A 14877-nucleotide genomic window follows, 5' to 3' on the forward strand; every position below is an offset into this window, starting at 1 on the left:
CCATGTGGCTGACCCGGCTGTGTATCCGCTATCCCGTTTTCGCCACCATGATGATGATGGCGTTCATGGTGCTGGGCCTTTTCGCCTGGCGGGAACTGAGCGTCGAGGAATACCCCAACGTTGAATTTCCCTATGCCGTGATCACCACCGACTATCCCGGCGCTTCACCCGCCGTGGTGGAAAGTGATGTAACGCGACGCATTGAAGATGCGATCAATACCGTGCCGGGTGTCAAACGTATCATCTCCACTTCGTTTGAAGGCCGTTCACGCATTGCCGTGGAATTTGTGCTGGGTGTGCCGATTGAGGTGGCGGTACAGGATGTGCGCGACAAGATTGCCGCCGTCAAGGTGCGTTTCCGTCCGGAAGTGAAGGAGCCGCTGGTGGAGCGCTTCCGGCCGGACGAAGCTCCGGTGTTCTCGCTGGCTTTTGTCACGGACAGCCTTTCGGTCAAGGCCTTGAGCACCCATGTCACCCAGCAGGTGGTGCGCAAGCTGCAAAACATTCCCGGCGTCGGCCGGGTGGATGTGGTTGGCGCCATGCCGCGCGAGATCCAGGTTGAGCTGATGCCGGACCGCATGGAGGCGCTGGGGGTGGGCATTGACGAAGTCATGGCGGCCTTGCGCAGTGAAAACGCCCAAATGCCCGCCGGAACCGTGGAGGTCGGCTCCTCCGAAAAAATGGTGGAAATCAATGGCCGTATTGCTTCTCCCGAAGAATTTGCCGGCCTGATTGTCGCCCAGCGCGGACAGTCGGCGGTGACGCTGGGGCAGGTGGCGCGGATCATTGACGGCGAGCAGGAGCTGCAATCGCTGGCCTTGCTCAACGGTCGCCGCGCCATCAGTGTTGATGTGGTGAAGATGTCCGGCGCCAATACCATCGCCCTGGTTGACGCCCTGCATCAGCAGGTGCCGGAAATCGAGGCTTCGCTGCCGTCCGGCTCCCGCGTGCTGGTGGTGGCCGACAGTTCCCGCTCCATTCGCGCTTCGCTGCATGACGTCAAGAAAACGCTGGTGGAAGGGGCGGTGCTGGCCATTGTCATCGTCTTCCTGTTCCTGGGATCGTGGCGCTCCACCATCATTACCGGCCTGACGCTGCCGATCTCGCTGCTGGGCTGTATTTTTTTCCTCTACGTGTTCGGTCTGTCGCTGAATTCGATGACGCTGATGGCCTTGTCGCTGTCGATCGGCCTGCTGATTGATGATGCCATCGTGGTGCGGGAAAACATTGTGCGTCATGCCGCCATGGGCAAGTCGCACGGTCAGGCGGCGGTGGACGGCACCCGTGAAATCGGGCTGGCGGTGCTGGCGACGACGCTGACCATTGTCGCTGTATTCCTGCCGGTGGCGTTCATGGGCGGCATCATCGGCCGTTTCTTCTACCAGTTCGGCATCGCGGTGTCTTGTGCGGTGCTGTTGTCAATGCTGGTCAGCTTTACACTTGATCCGATGCTCTCCAGCCGCTGGCGTGACCCGGATGCCCACGGCATGCAGGGCGACTCCTGGATGGCGGTGAAACTGCGGGCTTTCCAGGCACAACTGGACCGGCTGGCTGAAAAGTATGCCCAGGTTATCCTGTGGGCGCTGAACAACCGTCGTTTCACCCTGGGGCTGGCAGTCGGTTCGCTGGCGGTGGCGATGCTGTTTGCGAAGTTTGTCGGCAAGGAATTCGTGCCTGAGCCGGACCTGAGCGAAATCAGCATCAAGTTCTCGACGCCGGTCGGTTCAACGCTGGGCTACACCGAACAGAAGGCCGCGCAAGTCGGCCTGCTGGTGCGGCAGTTCCCCGGTGTGCTGGACACCTATGCCACGATCAATACCGGCCTCGATATCGGCAAGCACAAGGCGTCGGTGCGGGTGTTGCTGAAGCCCAAGGCCGAGCGCACCCTGTCCCAGAAGCAACTGATCAACACCTTCCGCGAGCAGCTGAAGGCTGTGGCAGGCATCGAAGTCAACTCCGTGGCCCCGGCCAAGGAAACCATTGGCAGCCTGAAACCGATCCAGGTCTCATTGCAAGGCAACGACATGCAGGTGCTGCAGCGTCTGGCTCAGGAATTCCAGCATAAGCTGGGCGCCGTGCCGGGGTTGATTGATCTGGAGAGTTCGATGAAGGCGTCCCGGCCGACGCTGTCGCTGCAGGTGGACCGTGAACGGGCGGCTGATCTGGGGCTGTCCGTCGGCCGCATCGGCGCTGCGCTGCGCCCGTTGATTGCCGGGGAAACCGTGACCACCTGGCAGGACGCCGACGGTGAGAACTACAACGTGCGGGTGCGCCTGCCCGGCAACCTGCGCCAGAGCGCCGAGGATGTCACGCTGCTGCCGGTGGCGTCAGGCCGCATCAACCCGCTGACCGGCCAGCCGGAAATGATTACAGTGGGGCAGGTGGCCACCGTCAAGGAGAGCGTCAGTGCGGCGCAGATCAACCGCCGCAACCTGTTCCGGGAAGTGCTGTTTTCCGGCAATGTCACCGGTCGTCCGGCCGGGGATGTGGGGGCGGACATTGAGAAGGTGGCCGCCGGTATCGCCATGCCCGCCGGTTACCGCATTGTCACCCAAGGCGCCAACAACGACATGAAGGAATCCGTCGGTTATGCCACGACCGCCCTGGTGCTGGGTGCGTTGTTCATCTACATGCTGCTGGGGGCGCAGTTCAACAGCTTCCTTCATCCCCTGACGATCATGACTGCCTTGCCGCTGTCGCTGATCGGTGTGTTCATGGCGTTGTTTGTCTGCCGCAGCTCACTGAACATGTTTTCCATCATCGGCATTGTCATGTTGATGGGGCTGGTTACCAAGAACGCCATTCTGCTGGTCGATTTCATCCAGGAGCTGGTCAAGAGCGGTTTACCGCGCGAGAAGGCGATTCTGCAGGCCGGACAAACTCGGCTGCGCCCGATCCTGATGACGACCGCCGCCATGATTGCCGGCATGATTCCGCTGGCGCTGGGTCTGGGGGAGGGCGCGGAACAACGCGCGCCGATGGCGCATGCCCTGATTGGCGGCTTGCTGACGTCCACGGTGCTGACACTGATTGTGGTGCCGGTGATGTACACCTGCCTGGACGATCTGGTGCGGGCGGTTCCCCGGCTGGCCTTCATCCTGCGCAAGCCGGCGCGCGCGCTGCCCGGCTCCGGGAAAACCATTCCCTGATGCAGCCGTCCGCCCTGGTGGCGGACGGACCAACCCCGAACCGGAGGGACCAAGGCCATGAATGCTCCCCTGCATACTTCGATTGCGGCCTCCACGTCCGCAACACCCTATATTATCCCGTTGGGGGAAATACACCCTCCCGGCACAGACTATGTGGGCATGTGGTACACCGCCCGCCGGGTTTACGGCGTGGACGACCGCATGCTGTATGGCACCTTTGAGAAAGGTGGCGCCCAACCGCAGTGGTACAGTGCTTCGCACCGCTATTATGACGGCATCGCCGGTATTGCCATGACGGTGCAGACCAAGGGCGTACAGTTTCCGGACGGCTTGCCGAAGGGTCGCGACAAGGCGGCTCCGACCTTGGGTGAACTCTGGAAAGCGGCTCGCCTGCCCCTGAATGCACCCGCGCCGAAACTGAGCTGGCGGAATCTGGCGCCGGAGCTGGCTCGCGCTCCAGCCGCCTTGCCGGCCACGGTGTTGCTGGATATTCCTGAGTCGGATGCGGTGGAAATCTGCGCTAAAAGAGCCGGTGTCAGCAGCACGGTCTGGCTGCTGTGGACTGCCGACCGCGCCGTCCGCGAGCTGTTGTTCGCCCCGGATGCCGTGCTGCCGTGGATTTATCCGGTGAACCTGCGTGGCGTGGTGCAATGTGAGCGGGAGTCGATGAATCATTGCGGTGGTTTTGCCGTGACCATTTCCCACGGCATGAGCGCGGTGGATGTCCGGGAGCAGGTATCCGCGCGACTGGCGCGGCTGGAGCATTGGCGGCAATGGTTCCTGTTGTCCCTCGGTCGCTGGGTGGGGCAGCGCGGCATCAATCTGCTGTACCGCCTGACCCGGCCAAAGCCGGGCAAGTTTGCGGGTTCGTACTCCAATGTCGGGTCGTGGTCGGTGCCGGCGATTGACGGCCTGACCGGGTCGGCGCCAGGCAGTCCCGGCTATCCGGTATGCATAACGACTATGGTCTGTAACGGCCGGCGTGGCATAGCCATCCGCTTGCATCCGGTGGCGGACAAGGACGGTGCGGCGGCGGGCCGGGTGCTGGCACGGTGGCGGGAGGTCATGTTGGGCGGTTAACCGGCCTTGACAGCTCTCCGGAGGCGGTGGATATTTATCACCCTGTTGATGGTCGCGCACGACAAGCGACGTCATTTTATGCCCATGGCTTCCGATAACCTGTCCAAGAGGAGACCTGTCGCATGACCCGCTGGAAAGCCTCTTTTATTCACTTGCTGATCAGTTTCATGGTAGTGGGCTCCATTGCCGCCTACATCATTATTTTCTGGTATCCGCCGGCGTTGATGCGCATGGCAAAAGCTGACAAGCTGCTGATGCTGGTTGGCGGTATCGATTTGATCATAGGTCCCATGCTGACTTTATTGGTGTTTCGGCAGGGAAAACCAACCTTGCGCATGGATCTGACGGTCATAGCGTTGTTGCAAGCCGGGTTTATGGCGTTTGGTCTGTACTCAGCCTTTGTGTCCAGGCCGGTGTTTATGGTGGCATCGCCGCGGATTTTTGATCTGGTCTTTGCCCCTGATATTGATCCGGAGTTATTGGCTAAGGGGAAGGAGCCGCAGTTCCGCACCTTGGGCGTTACCCGGCCGTTATTGGTCGGAGCCATGACTCCGACCAATGCCGGAGAAAGTCGCGAACTCATGGACTCAATATCCAGCGGACGTGGTGATTTACAGTATATGCCCCAGTTTTATGTGGATTACCGGCAGGTTGCCCTGAAGTTATTGCAGCACGCCAGGCCGCTCAAGGCTGAAAATGGAGTGTCTGAGCAGTCGGCGGCCCTCCTGCAGGCAGCAGCGCGGAATTATGGCCGTCAGCCGGATGAACTGCGGTTCATGCCTTTGCGCAGCTCAAGGGGGTTCGCGGTCATGTTGCTGGATGGCAAGACCGGTGAGGTGGTGGGTCCGGCCGACGTCGATCCTTGATTTCTCTCCTTCCTTGGTGGCCGAGTGTCGGGCCGCCCAGGCATGTCCTTTCCTGAATGGCTCCTTATGCGCGTTACCGTACAGACGGAGCCGGACGGTTTGTTGACAATTGAAAACGGATCCAGCTTTCCGCATAAGCGTTTCCTACTCTGTTTGTTCCAGTCGACACGTCATTGCCTTAAACGGTGTACATATAAAACATGGTTGTACTTGCACCGGGGTCGGTCATGTCCACCAAAAATACTTCGCCTGAAATTCCCGGTTCTGTGATAGCGCCCGGGGAGTCCCCGCATCAGGAGTCCCTGTTGAAAACAGGCGCATTGCAGAATGCCATTTTCTTCAGCGCCTATTTCTCCAGCATAGCTACTGATGAAAAAGGAGTAATCCAGATTTTCAATGTCGGCGCTGAGCGTATGCTGGGTTATGCTGCGGCCGATGTTGTCAACCGGATTACGCCGGCTGATATCTCCGATCCGCAGGAAGTGATTTGCCGCGCCAGGGCGCTGAGCCTGGAGTTGGCCACACCCATAACGCCGGGGTTCGAGGCGCTGGTCTTCAAGGCATCGCGCGGGATTGAAGATATTTATGAGCTGACCTATATCCGAAAGGATGGCAGCCGTTTTCCTGCCATTGTCTCGGTCACGGCGCTGCGGGATGCGGACAATCTGATTATCGGCTATTTGTTGATCGGTACCGATAATACCTCACGCAAGCAGATTGAAGAGCAATTGCGCTGGACCGAGGAAAGCTTTCGATTAATGGTAGAAAGTGTCACCGATTACGCCATTGTCATGCTGAATCCCGAAGGATGCGTGGTGAGCTGGAACAGCGGTGCCCAGCGTATCAAGGGCTACCGCGCCGATGAAATTGTCGGCCGGCATTTCTCCCTGTTTTATACCGTTGACGATATCGGTAGCGGCAAGCCGGAAAAACTGCTGGCGGCTGTTGCTGCTAACGGGCGTTTTGAGGACGAAGGCTGGCGAACTCGTAAGGATGGCTCTATTTTCTGGGCTAATGTAGTTTTCACGGCAATTCGCGATCAAGGCGGCTATTTGCGCGGGTTCGCCAAGTTGACCCGTGATCTTACCGAGCGCCGTAAAGTCGAGGTGGAGCTGACCAACGCGACGGCGGTTGCCGAAAAAGCCAATCTGGCCAAATCCGACTTTTTATCCTGCATGAGCCATGAACTGCGCTCACCGCTGAACGCCATTCTCGGTTTTGCGCAGCTGATGGATTCCGATATACCTGCGCCAACGACCTCCCAAAAAGCCAGCATTGACCAAATTTTGCATGCAGGATGGTATTTGCTGGAACTGATCAATGAAATCCTGGATTTAGCCGTGATCGAATCAGGAAAGCTGTCATTGTCAGAGGAGCCGGTGTTGTTGGCCGAGGTGATGCAGGAGTGCCGGGAGATGATGGAGCCGCTGGGGCAGCAGCGGGGAATTACGTTGTCATTTCCAGTCATGGATATGCCGGTCTTTGTCATCGCCGACCGCACCCGGTTGAAGCAAGTGCTGGTTAACCTGCTTTCCAACGCTATCAAATACAACACACCGCAAGGTTGTGTTGAGGTGAAATGCCGCGAGAGCATGCCGGGGCGCTTGCGGGTCAGCATTTGCGATACAGGCGAGGGACTTCCGCCTGAAAAACTGATGCTTCTCTTTCAGCCGTTTAACCGACTGGGCAAGGAGGGGGGGGCCGAGGAAGGTACCGGTATCGGTTTGGTGATGAGCAAACGATTGGTCGAGTTGATGGGCGGTGTCATTGGCGTTGATAGCCGTGTTGGCGTGGGCAGCGTGTTCTGGTTCGAATTGAACTTGACGGCGGCGCCAAACCTGTCTGCCGGCGGCAAACCAGCCTTGGCTGCTGAACGGATCATACCCGAACATGTATCTTCGCTGCGTACGGTGCTCTATGTTGAGGATAATCCAGCCAATCTGAAGCTGGTCGGGCAGCTGGTTGCGCGTCGCTCAGAGATGCGGCTGTTGACTGCCGTGGACGGCAATATCGGCATTGAGCTAGCGCGCAGTTATCTGCCGGAAGTGATTCTGATGGATATCAACCTGCCGGGCATCAGCGGATTGCAGGCCTTGAGGGTGTTGCGCGAAAACCCCGCCACGGCACATATTCCGGTGATCGCCATCAGCGCCAATGCCATGCCAAGTGACATCCGCAAGGGCTTGGAGGCCGGCTTCATCCGGTATCTGACCAAGCCGATCAAAGTCAATGAGTTCATGGAGGCGCTTGATATGACGCTGGAGATTGCGGCAAGGCGGAAGGCCCGTTAAGGATCGTGAGGCCAGAGCCTCGGGTAAGCCGCCGATACCGGCCCGGATGCCCAGCCTGGCTTATTGCATCCAGCCGTTCAGTTCCTGAATATCCTTGATGGCCAGTTGACCGCTGGCCGCCCGCAGTTTCAGTGTGTTGATCAAATAATCATACTTGGCGTTGGCGTGGTCACGGCGCGCGGCATACAGGTTACGCTCGGCCAGCAGCACATCCACAATGTTCCGCGTGCCTACGTCATAACCGGCCTTGGTCGCCGCCAGCGCCGCTTCATTGGACTTCACGGCCTGCAGGCGGGCGGAGGTGCGGTAGCTGTCGGCAGAGGCGTTCAGGTAGGCGGTGCGCGCCTGGGCAATCAACTGCCGCTCCACGGCGCTGACTTGTTCCCGGGCGGCATCGGACTGGTAGGCGGCCTGCGAGATGGCGTTGTTGGTGCGGCCACCGGTATACAGGCTCCATTGCAGCTGCACTGCAATGCTGGTGGCGTCTCCGTTGCGTGAGGAGACAGAGGGGTTCGCGGTGTCGTTGTCGGTGTTGCTGTAACTGCCCACCAGATCCACCTGCGGCAGGTTGCCCGAACGCTGGGCGTACAGAGCGTTTTGTGCAACTTCCTGATTCATGCGCGCCGCTTCCATTTGCGGGTTGTGCGCCTTGGCCAGATCGGCCCAGTCGTCTGCGCTGGCGGGCATGGGGGCTGTCACCTTGAAGTCCGGGCGCAGCGCGGCCAGCTGGCCGGGATCCTTGCCTATGATGGACACCAGGGTTTCGCGGGTCCCGGAAACTCCTACTTCGGCGCTGATGCGGTTGGCGATGGCCCCGTCCAACTGCGCCTGGGCTTCCAGTACATCAGTCTTGGCGATCAGACCCACTTCAAATCGCTTTTGCGCCTGTTCCAGCTGACGCTTCAGTGCTGCCTCCTCGGCCTGCGTGGTGGACAGCGTTTCCTGGGCGCGCAAGACGTTGATATAGGTTTCACTGACCTTCAGCACCAGTTCCTGTTGCTTCTGGCGGTAGGTGGCTTCGGTCACTGTCGTGGATTTTTTGGCTCGCTGGTAGTCCCGCCACAGGTCGGCGCGGTACAGCGGTTGCTTGACCTGCAAACCATACTGTGTTCCGGAATAGTTGACTTTGGTATTCCCTACAGTAGGGCTGTCCGGTGAAAAGCTGTTTTCCCCGTAAGAGGCGCTGAGGCCCAGCGTGGGTAACAGTGCGCCGTAATTTTGACCTTCCTTGATCATGTCGGCCTTGTAGACGCTGGTGGTGGCGGCCCAATCGGCATCGTTTTTCAGAGCCAGGTCATAGGCCTGGGCCAGATCGATGGCGTGGCACAGCGGAGTCAGGGCGGAAGAGATCAGGAAAGCAGAAAAAAGACGGCGCATAACAACATACCGCAGAGTATGGACGATAGGGGGGAGAGTATGGTTTTGTCGGCCGGAATTCAAGCCGGGCCAGCCTGTTTTGTTGTTAAGCCGGGAGCAAAACCGTATAGTCGCAGCCTCCGGCTCAACCCTCCTAGATTGAACGAATTCCGAATATGGCTACCGTGTTTCTGAGTGAACAGGCGCAAGTGGACCGCGCGTCGACCGAACAGTTTCCTGCTTCCCGCAAAATATATGTTGAAGGCAGCCGTCCGGACATCCGGGTGCCCATGCGCGAAATTTCCCTGACGGATACCCCGACCGCTCTGGGCGGTGAGAAAAACGCGCCGGTCATCGTCTACGATACATCCGGCCCCTATTCCGATCCGGATGTGCAGGTGGATATCCGCCATGGACTGCCTGTGGTGCGGGAGGTCTGGGTTGCGGAGCGTGACGATACCGAGCAATTGCCCGGTCCCACCTCCCGCTTCGGTCTGCTGCGCGAGCGTGACATCAACCTGACCCCCCTGCGCTTCGGTCATCTGCGCAAGCCGCGCCGGGCGCTGCCGGGCCGCAATGTCAGCCAGTTGCATTATGCCCGTCAGGGCATCATTACCCCCGAGATGGAATACATCGCCATCCGCGAGAACATGAAACTGCAGGAAGCCCGTGAGCGCGGCCTGCTGGGGCAGCAACATGCCGGACAATCTTTCGGCGCCGCCATTCCCAAGGAAATCACTCCCGAATTCGTGCGCAGCGAAGTTGCGCTGGGCCGGGCCATCATCCCCGCCAACATCAACCATCCTGAGCTGGAGCCGATGATCATCGGCCGCAACTTCCTGGTGAAAATCAACGGCAACATCGGCAACTCGGCGCTGGGCTCCTCCATTGAGGAAGAGGTGGCGAAGCTGACCTGGGGCATCCGCTGGGGCGCGGACACCATCATGGACCTGTCCACCGGCAAGCACATCCACGAAACCCGCGAGTGGATCATCCGCAACAGCCCGGTTCCCATCGGCACCGTGCCCATCTACCAGGCGCTGGAGAAGGTGGACGGCGTGGCCGAGGACCTGACCTGGGAAATCTTCCGCGATACCTTGATCGAGCAGGCGGAGCAAGGCGTTGATTACTTCACCATCCATGCCGGCGTGCTGCTGCGTTATGTGCCGCTGACGGCGAAGCGTGTCACCGGTATCGTCTCGCGCGGCGGCTCCATCATGGCCAAGTGGTGTCTGGCGCACCACAAGGAAAACTTCCTTTACACCCACTTTGACGACATCTGCGAAATCATGAAGGCCTACGACGTCAGCTTCTCGCTGGGCGATGGCCTGCGTCCCGGCTCCATCGCCGACGCCAATGATGAAGCCCAGTTCGGCGAACTTCGCACCCTGGGGGAACTGACCCATAAAGCCTGGGCGCATGACGTGCAGGTGATGATTGAAGGCCCCGGCCATGTGCCGATGCACATGATCAAGGAAAACATGGACTTGCAGCTGGAGGTCTGTCAGGAAGCACCGTTCTATACCCTCGGTCCGCTGACCACCGACATCGCCCCCGGCTACGATCATATTACCTCCGGCATCGGTGCGGCCATGATCGGCTGGTTCGGTTGCGCCATGCTCTGCTATGTCACGCCCAAGGAGCATCTGGGCCTGCCGAACAAAAAGGACGTCAAGGATGGCATCATCACCTACAAGATCGCCGCCCATGCTGCCGACCTCGCCAAGGGCCATCCCGGTGCGCAGATTCGCGACAACGCCCTGTCCAAGGCGCGTTTCGAGTTCCGCTGGGAAGACCAGTTCAACCTGGCGCTGGACCCGGACACCGCCCGTGAATACCACGATGAAACACTGCCCAAGGATGCACACAAGGTGGCGCACTTCTGTTCCATGTGTGGTCCCAAGTTCTGCTCCATGAAAATCACGCAGGATGTGCGCGATTACGCCGACAGCCTGGAAAAGGCGGCGGCAGCCGAAGCGCAGGATGTGGATTCGGCCATGCAGGCCAAGGCGGATGAGTTTCGCGCCCAAGGTGCGGAAATCTACAAGGTGGTGTAAGGAAATCTCATGAACAGCCGATTCTGGTTCGTGATGCTGCTGCTGGCGGGTGTCTATGTCTGGCAGAACGACGGCCTCATGCACCGGGTGTGGCGTGAGATCCGGTCGGTTGCCGGCGGACCCGAGTCGGGCCGCCAGGTTGCCAATCACCCCCAAGGCCAGCCCTCCGTTGTATTGCTGGCCACCAACTGGTGCGGCTATTGCAAGAAAATGCGCGCCTGGTTTGATCAGGAGGGTATCCGCTATACGGAATACAATGTTGAGCGGCCGGATGGTGAGATGCTGTACAAGCGTTATCAGGGCAACGGCGTTCCCATTGTGATCGTGGGGGAAGAAGCGGTGATTCATGGCTATAACCCGGACGAGGTGGCGGATGCCTTGGGTGCATACTGAATTGAAGCTCCCCGCTGAGGGGGCTTTTACGCTGGCGGATGTGGATGTTGTCCGGCGTGAGACGGTCTAGCAGGGCTTTTACCGGCTGGATTGCGTTCGGTTAAGGTGCCGGCTGTTTGCGGGAGGGATCGGCCCGGAAATCAAACGTGAAGTGTTCATCAGACCGCCGGCCGCCGGCGTGTTACTCTACGATCCGGCACGGTTACAGTGTTTTGCTGCTTGAACAGCTCCGGATCGTCGTGCCGGATGATTTGATCGGGGTATTCTTGGCCTGACGCTGGAAAAAGTGTATTTTCTGCGTTACAAGAAGAAGGTAAAACTCGTTAGGGACGGCATCTTGAGCAAACAGTCGCAACAGCCACTGCGGGTGGTGCAGATTTCAGACAGTCATTTGTTCGCCTCCACGGCCGGGCAATTGTTGGGGCTTTGCACCGAAGACAGCCTGAAGCTGGTTTTGGACAAGGTGAGGCTGGAGCAGCCGGTCATTGATGTCATCCTGGCAACCGGCGATATCGCCCAGGACGCCTCGGTCGAGGCCTATCAGCGTTTCCACCAGCATCTGGAAACGTTTGGCGCTCCCAGTTACTGGTTGCAGGGCAATCACGACATTACTTCGCCCATGATAACCACCTTGGGCGGCAAGAGCCGCCTCAGTCCTTGTGTCATCGACCAAGGCCCGTGGCGCATCATCATGCTTAACTCCAGCATTGAACATCAGGTTCCCGGCAAATTTACGCCCCGCGAACTGAAATTCCTGAGGCAGGCCCTCGACGAATCCCTCGACAAGCATGTCATGGTCTGCCTGCATCATCATCCGGTGCCCATGGGCTGCAAGTGGCTGGATACCCAGGTGGTGCGTAATGCTGACGAGTTCCTCGGCATCGTGGATCAGTACACCCACATCCGCGCCATCATCTGGGGGCATGTGCATCAGGAGTCGGATAATGTCCGCAACGGTGTGCGGATGCTTTCAGCTCCCTCCACCTGCGTGCAATTCAAGGCTCTCAGCGATGACTTCGCCATTGAAGAAGACCTGAATCCGGGCTACCGCTGGCTGCATCTCAACCCTGACGGCTCCATCGATACCGCTGTGTCGCGCGTGGAAGGGGTCAGGTTTGTGATTGACTGGTCGGTCAAGGGCTATTGATTTTCCGGCGGGGCGGGTTTAAAACCCGCCTTTTGCATTCCGGCGTCACCCGTTATGTCCACCATCCTTTACCTGCACGGCTTCAACAGCTCCCCGCAATCCCATAAGACCTGCCTGATGCAGGAGTGGTTGTCCCGGAACCGGCCCGATATCAGCTTCCTGACGCCCGACATTGCGGTCAATGCCGCCCGCGTTGCCGATATCATCTGCGAACATCTGGAGGCCTTCCCTGACGCCAATCTGGTTGGCAGTTCTCTGGGCGGCTTCTACGCGACTTGGGCCGCCGCCCGGTTTAACCGCAAGGCGGTGCTGATCAATCCGGCGGTGCGCCCTTATGAGCGCTTTTATGCCTACCTTGGGGAGCAGCAAAACTTCCATACCGGCGAAAAATACGTGCTGACGACAGAAATGGTCGCCGAGTTACAGCCGCTGGAGGCCGGAGCACTCGCACGACCGGAGCGCTTGTGGGTATTATTGCAGTCCGGTGATGAAACCCTGGATTATCGTGACGCCCGGCAGCGTTACGCGCGCTCCCCGATGCTGGTGGAGGAGGGCGGCAACCATGCCTTCGATACCTTTGAGCTGCACATTCCCGCCATTGTCCATTTTTTGACACACTGAGCCCATGACCACGTATAACGCCGATGCCATTGAAGTCCTGTCCGGTCTGGACCCCGTCCGCCGCCGCCCCGGCATGTACACCGACACCAGTCGCCCCAACCATCTGGCGCAGGAGGTCATCGACAACTCGGTGGATGAGGCGCTGGCGGGCCATGCCCGTCATATCCATGTCATCCTTCATGAGGACAATTCACTCGAAGTGATCGATGACGGCCGTGGCATGCCGGTGGATATCCATCCCGAAGAAAAGATGAGTGGTGTTGAACTGATCCTCACCAAACTGCATGCGGGCGGCAAATTTTCCAACAAGAACTACCAGTTCTCGGGCGGTTTGCACGGCGTCGGCATTTCCGTGGTCAATGCCTTGTCCCTGCAGGTGCAGGTGAAGGTCAAGCGTGACGGCAGTGAGTACGGCATCAGCTTTGCCAACGGCAACAAGGCCTCTGAGTTGTCGGTGATCGGCACAGTACCCAAGCGGCAGAGCGGCACCAGCGTGCGTTTCTGGGTGGACGCCTCCTATTTTGATACGCCGAAGTTTGCCACCAAGCCGCTGAAACACCTGCTCAAGGCCAAGGCGGTGCTGTGCCCCGGGCTGGAAATCCGTTTCGACGACCGTCAGGCCAACGAGTCCCAGACCTGGCTGTATGAAGAAGGCTTGCGCGCTTACCTCGCCGATGCCACCAAGGATTATCCGGTGCTGCCTGCCGAACCTTTTACTGGGGTCTTCGAGGGCGGCCATGCCGCCTGTGATTACGCCGTATTGTGGATGCCGGAAGGCGGCGAAGCAGTGCAGGAATCGTACGTCAACCTGATTCCCACGGTGCAGGGCGGCACCCACGTCAACGGGCTGCGCCAAGGGCTGACCGACGCCATGCGCGAGTTCTGTGAGTTTCGCAACCTGTTGCCGCGTAACGTCAAGCTGGCGCCAGAAGATGTCTGGGAAAAAGTGTCCTTCGTGCTGTCGATGAAAATGCAGGAGGCGCAGTTTTCCGGGCAGACCAAGGAGCGCTTGTCCTCCCGGGAGGCGGCGGTTTTTGTACAGGGCGTCACCAAGGATGCCTTTTCACTGTGGTTGAATCAGCATCCGGACATTGGCGTGCAACTGGCGGAGCTGGCGATTGCCAATGCCGGACGCCGGTTGCGCGCCGGCAAGAAAATCGAGCGCAAGAAAATCACCCAGGGCCCGGCGTTGCCCGGCAAGCTGGCGGATTGCGCCGGTCAGGACATCATGCGCAGCGAGTTGTTTCTGGTGGAAGGTGACTCCGCCGGCGGTTCGGCCAAGCAGGCGCGAGACAAGGAATTCCAGGCGGTGATGCCGCTGCGCGGCAAGATTCTCAATACCTGGGAGGTTTCAAAGGACGATGTGCTGGGCTCGCAGGAAGTGCATGACATTGCCGTCGCCATTGGTGTCGACCCCGGCAATGATGACTTGACCGGGCTGCGTTACGGCAAGGTCTGCATCCTTGCCGATGCCGACTCCGACGGGCTGCATATCGCCACGCTGCTGTGTGCGTTGTTTGTGCGGCATTTCACCTCGCTGGTGAAGGAAGGACATGTGTTTGTCGCCATGCCGCCGTTGTACCGTATTGATTGCGGCAAGGAAATTTTCTACGCCCTGGACGATGACGAAAAACAGGGGGTGCTGGACCGGCTGGCGGCCGAGCACAAAAAGGCCAAGCCGCAGGTGACGCGTTTCAAGGGCTTGGGCGAAATGAATCCGCTGCAACTGCGTGAAACCACCATGGATGTCAATACACGGCGGCTGGTGCAGCTGCGGCTGGATGATGAAAAGGAAGCGTGCGCCATGCTGGACATGCTGCTGGCGAAGAAGCGTTCGCCGGACCGCAAGGCATGGCTGGAAGACAAGGGGAATTTGGCGGAGACCGTCTGAAGGAAAATCCCCGTTCATCCGTGTTT

9 protein-coding genes and 1 pseudogene are annotated in these 14877 nt (G+C 59.2%); 9 read left to right on the plus strand and 1 reads right to left on the minus strand.

Annotation, left to right across the window (positions count from 1 at the left end):
* Positions 1–2 precede the first annotated feature (2 nt).
* The 4 genes from Q7T36_RS06145 to Q7T36_RS06160 all read left to right on the plus strand — a co-directional run bounded on the left by Q7T36_RS06145 (position 3) and on the right by Q7T36_RS06160 (position 7386).
* Positions 3–3149, plus strand: a complete 3147-nt coding sequence (locus tag Q7T36_RS06145) for an efflux RND transporter permease subunit (RefSeq protein ID WP_304845205.1) — start codon at positions 3–5, stop codon at positions 3147–3149.
* A 57-nt stretch (positions 3150–3206) separates the two neighbouring features.
* Positions 3207–4229: a hypothetical protein gene (locus Q7T36_RS06150; RefSeq protein ID WP_304845207.1), complete on the plus strand. Its 1023-nt coding sequence runs from the start codon at positions 3207–3209 to the stop codon at positions 4227–4229.
* 122 nt (positions 4230–4351) lie between these two features.
* Positions 4352–5095, plus strand: coding sequence for a hypothetical protein (locus tag Q7T36_RS06155; protein ID WP_304845210.1), 744 nt, complete (start codon positions 4352–4354; stop codon positions 5093–5095).
* 227 nt (positions 5096–5322) lie between these two features.
* Positions 5323–7386 carry a PAS domain-containing sensor histidine kinase gene (locus Q7T36_RS06160; RefSeq protein ID WP_304845213.1) on the plus strand — a complete coding sequence of 688 codons (2064 nt, stop codon included), beginning with the start codon at positions 5323–5325 and terminating at the stop codon, positions 7384–7386.
* Between the two features lie 60 nt (positions 7387–7446).
* On the opposite strand, the gene Q7T36_RS06165 is transcribed toward Q7T36_RS06160, so the two are convergent.
* Positions 7447–8763: a TolC family outer membrane protein gene (locus tag Q7T36_RS06165; protein WP_304845217.1), complete on the minus strand. Its 1317-nt coding sequence runs from the start codon at positions 8761–8763 to the stop codon at positions 7447–7449.
* Between the two features lie 209 nt (positions 8764–8972).
* On the opposite strand from Q7T36_RS06165, the pseudogene thiC reads away from it, so the two are divergent.
* The 5 genes and pseudogenes from thiC to parE all read left to right on the plus strand — a co-directional run.
* Positions 8973–10799 (plus strand): annotated as a pseudogene (gene thiC / locus Q7T36_RS06170) (phosphomethylpyrimidine synthase ThiC); the annotation flags it as partial.
* 9 nt (positions 10800–10808) lie between these two features.
* Positions 10809–11192 carry a glutaredoxin domain-containing protein gene (locus Q7T36_RS06175; protein ID WP_304845220.1) on the plus strand — a complete coding sequence of 128 codons (384 nt, stop codon included), beginning with the start codon at positions 10809–10811 and terminating at the stop codon, positions 11190–11192.
* Positions 11193–11529: 337 nt separating this feature from the next.
* Positions 11530–12339, plus strand: a complete 810-nt coding sequence (gene cpdA, locus Q7T36_RS06180) for a 3',5'-cyclic-AMP phosphodiesterase (RefSeq protein WP_304845224.1) — start codon at positions 11530–11532, stop codon at positions 12337–12339.
* A 54-nt stretch (positions 12340–12393) separates the two neighbouring features.
* Positions 12394–12960, plus strand: a complete 567-nt coding sequence (locus Q7T36_RS06185; protein WP_304845231.1) for a YqiA/YcfP family alpha/beta fold hydrolase — start codon at positions 12394–12396, stop codon at positions 12958–12960.
* A 4-nt stretch (positions 12961–12964) separates the two neighbouring features.
* Positions 12965–14851 carry a DNA topoisomerase IV subunit B gene (gene parE, locus Q7T36_RS06190; RefSeq protein ID WP_304845234.1) on the plus strand — a complete coding sequence of 629 codons (1887 nt, stop codon included), beginning with the start codon at positions 12965–12967 and terminating at the stop codon, positions 14849–14851.
* Positions 14852–14877: the final 26 nt, after the last annotated feature.

Origin of the sequence: Fluviicoccus sp., assembly GCF_030646115.1 — a bacterium.
GTDB lineage: Bacteria > Pseudomonadota > Gammaproteobacteria > Pseudomonadales > Moraxellaceae > Fluviicoccus.

What these genes read in the sequence shown, in the direction of transcription:
- Q7T36_RS06145 (WP_304845205.1), top strand. Translation starts at nt 3, where the DNA reads ATGTGGCTGACCCGGCTGTGTATCCGCTATCCCGTTTTCGCCACCATG.
- Q7T36_RS06150 (WP_304845207.1), top strand. Translation starts at nt 3,207, where the DNA reads ATGAATGCTCCCCTGCATACTTCGATTGCGGCCTCCACGTCCGCAACA.
- Q7T36_RS06155 (WP_304845210.1), top strand. Translation starts at nt 4,352, where the DNA reads ATGACCCGCTGGAAAGCCTCTTTTATTCACTTGCTGATCAGTTTCATG.
- Q7T36_RS06160 (WP_304845213.1), top strand. Translation starts at nt 5,323, where the DNA reads ATGTCCACCAAAAATACTTCGCCTGAAATTCCCGGTTCTGTGATAGCG.
- Q7T36_RS06165 (WP_304845217.1), bottom strand. Translation starts at nt 8,763, where the DNA reads ATGCGCCGTCTTTTTTCTGCTTTCCTGATCTCTTCCGCCCTGACTCCG.
- Q7T36_RS06175 (WP_304845220.1), top strand. Translation starts at nt 10,809, where the DNA reads ATGAACAGCCGATTCTGGTTCGTGATGCTGCTGCTGGCGGGTGTCTAT.
- Q7T36_RS06185 (WP_304845231.1), top strand. Translation starts at nt 12,394, where the DNA reads ATGTCCACCATCCTTTACCTGCACGGCTTCAACAGCTCCCCGCAATCC.
- parE (WP_304845234.1), top strand. Translation starts at nt 12,965, where the DNA reads ATGACCACGTATAACGCCGATGCCATTGAAGTCCTGTCCGGTCTGGAC.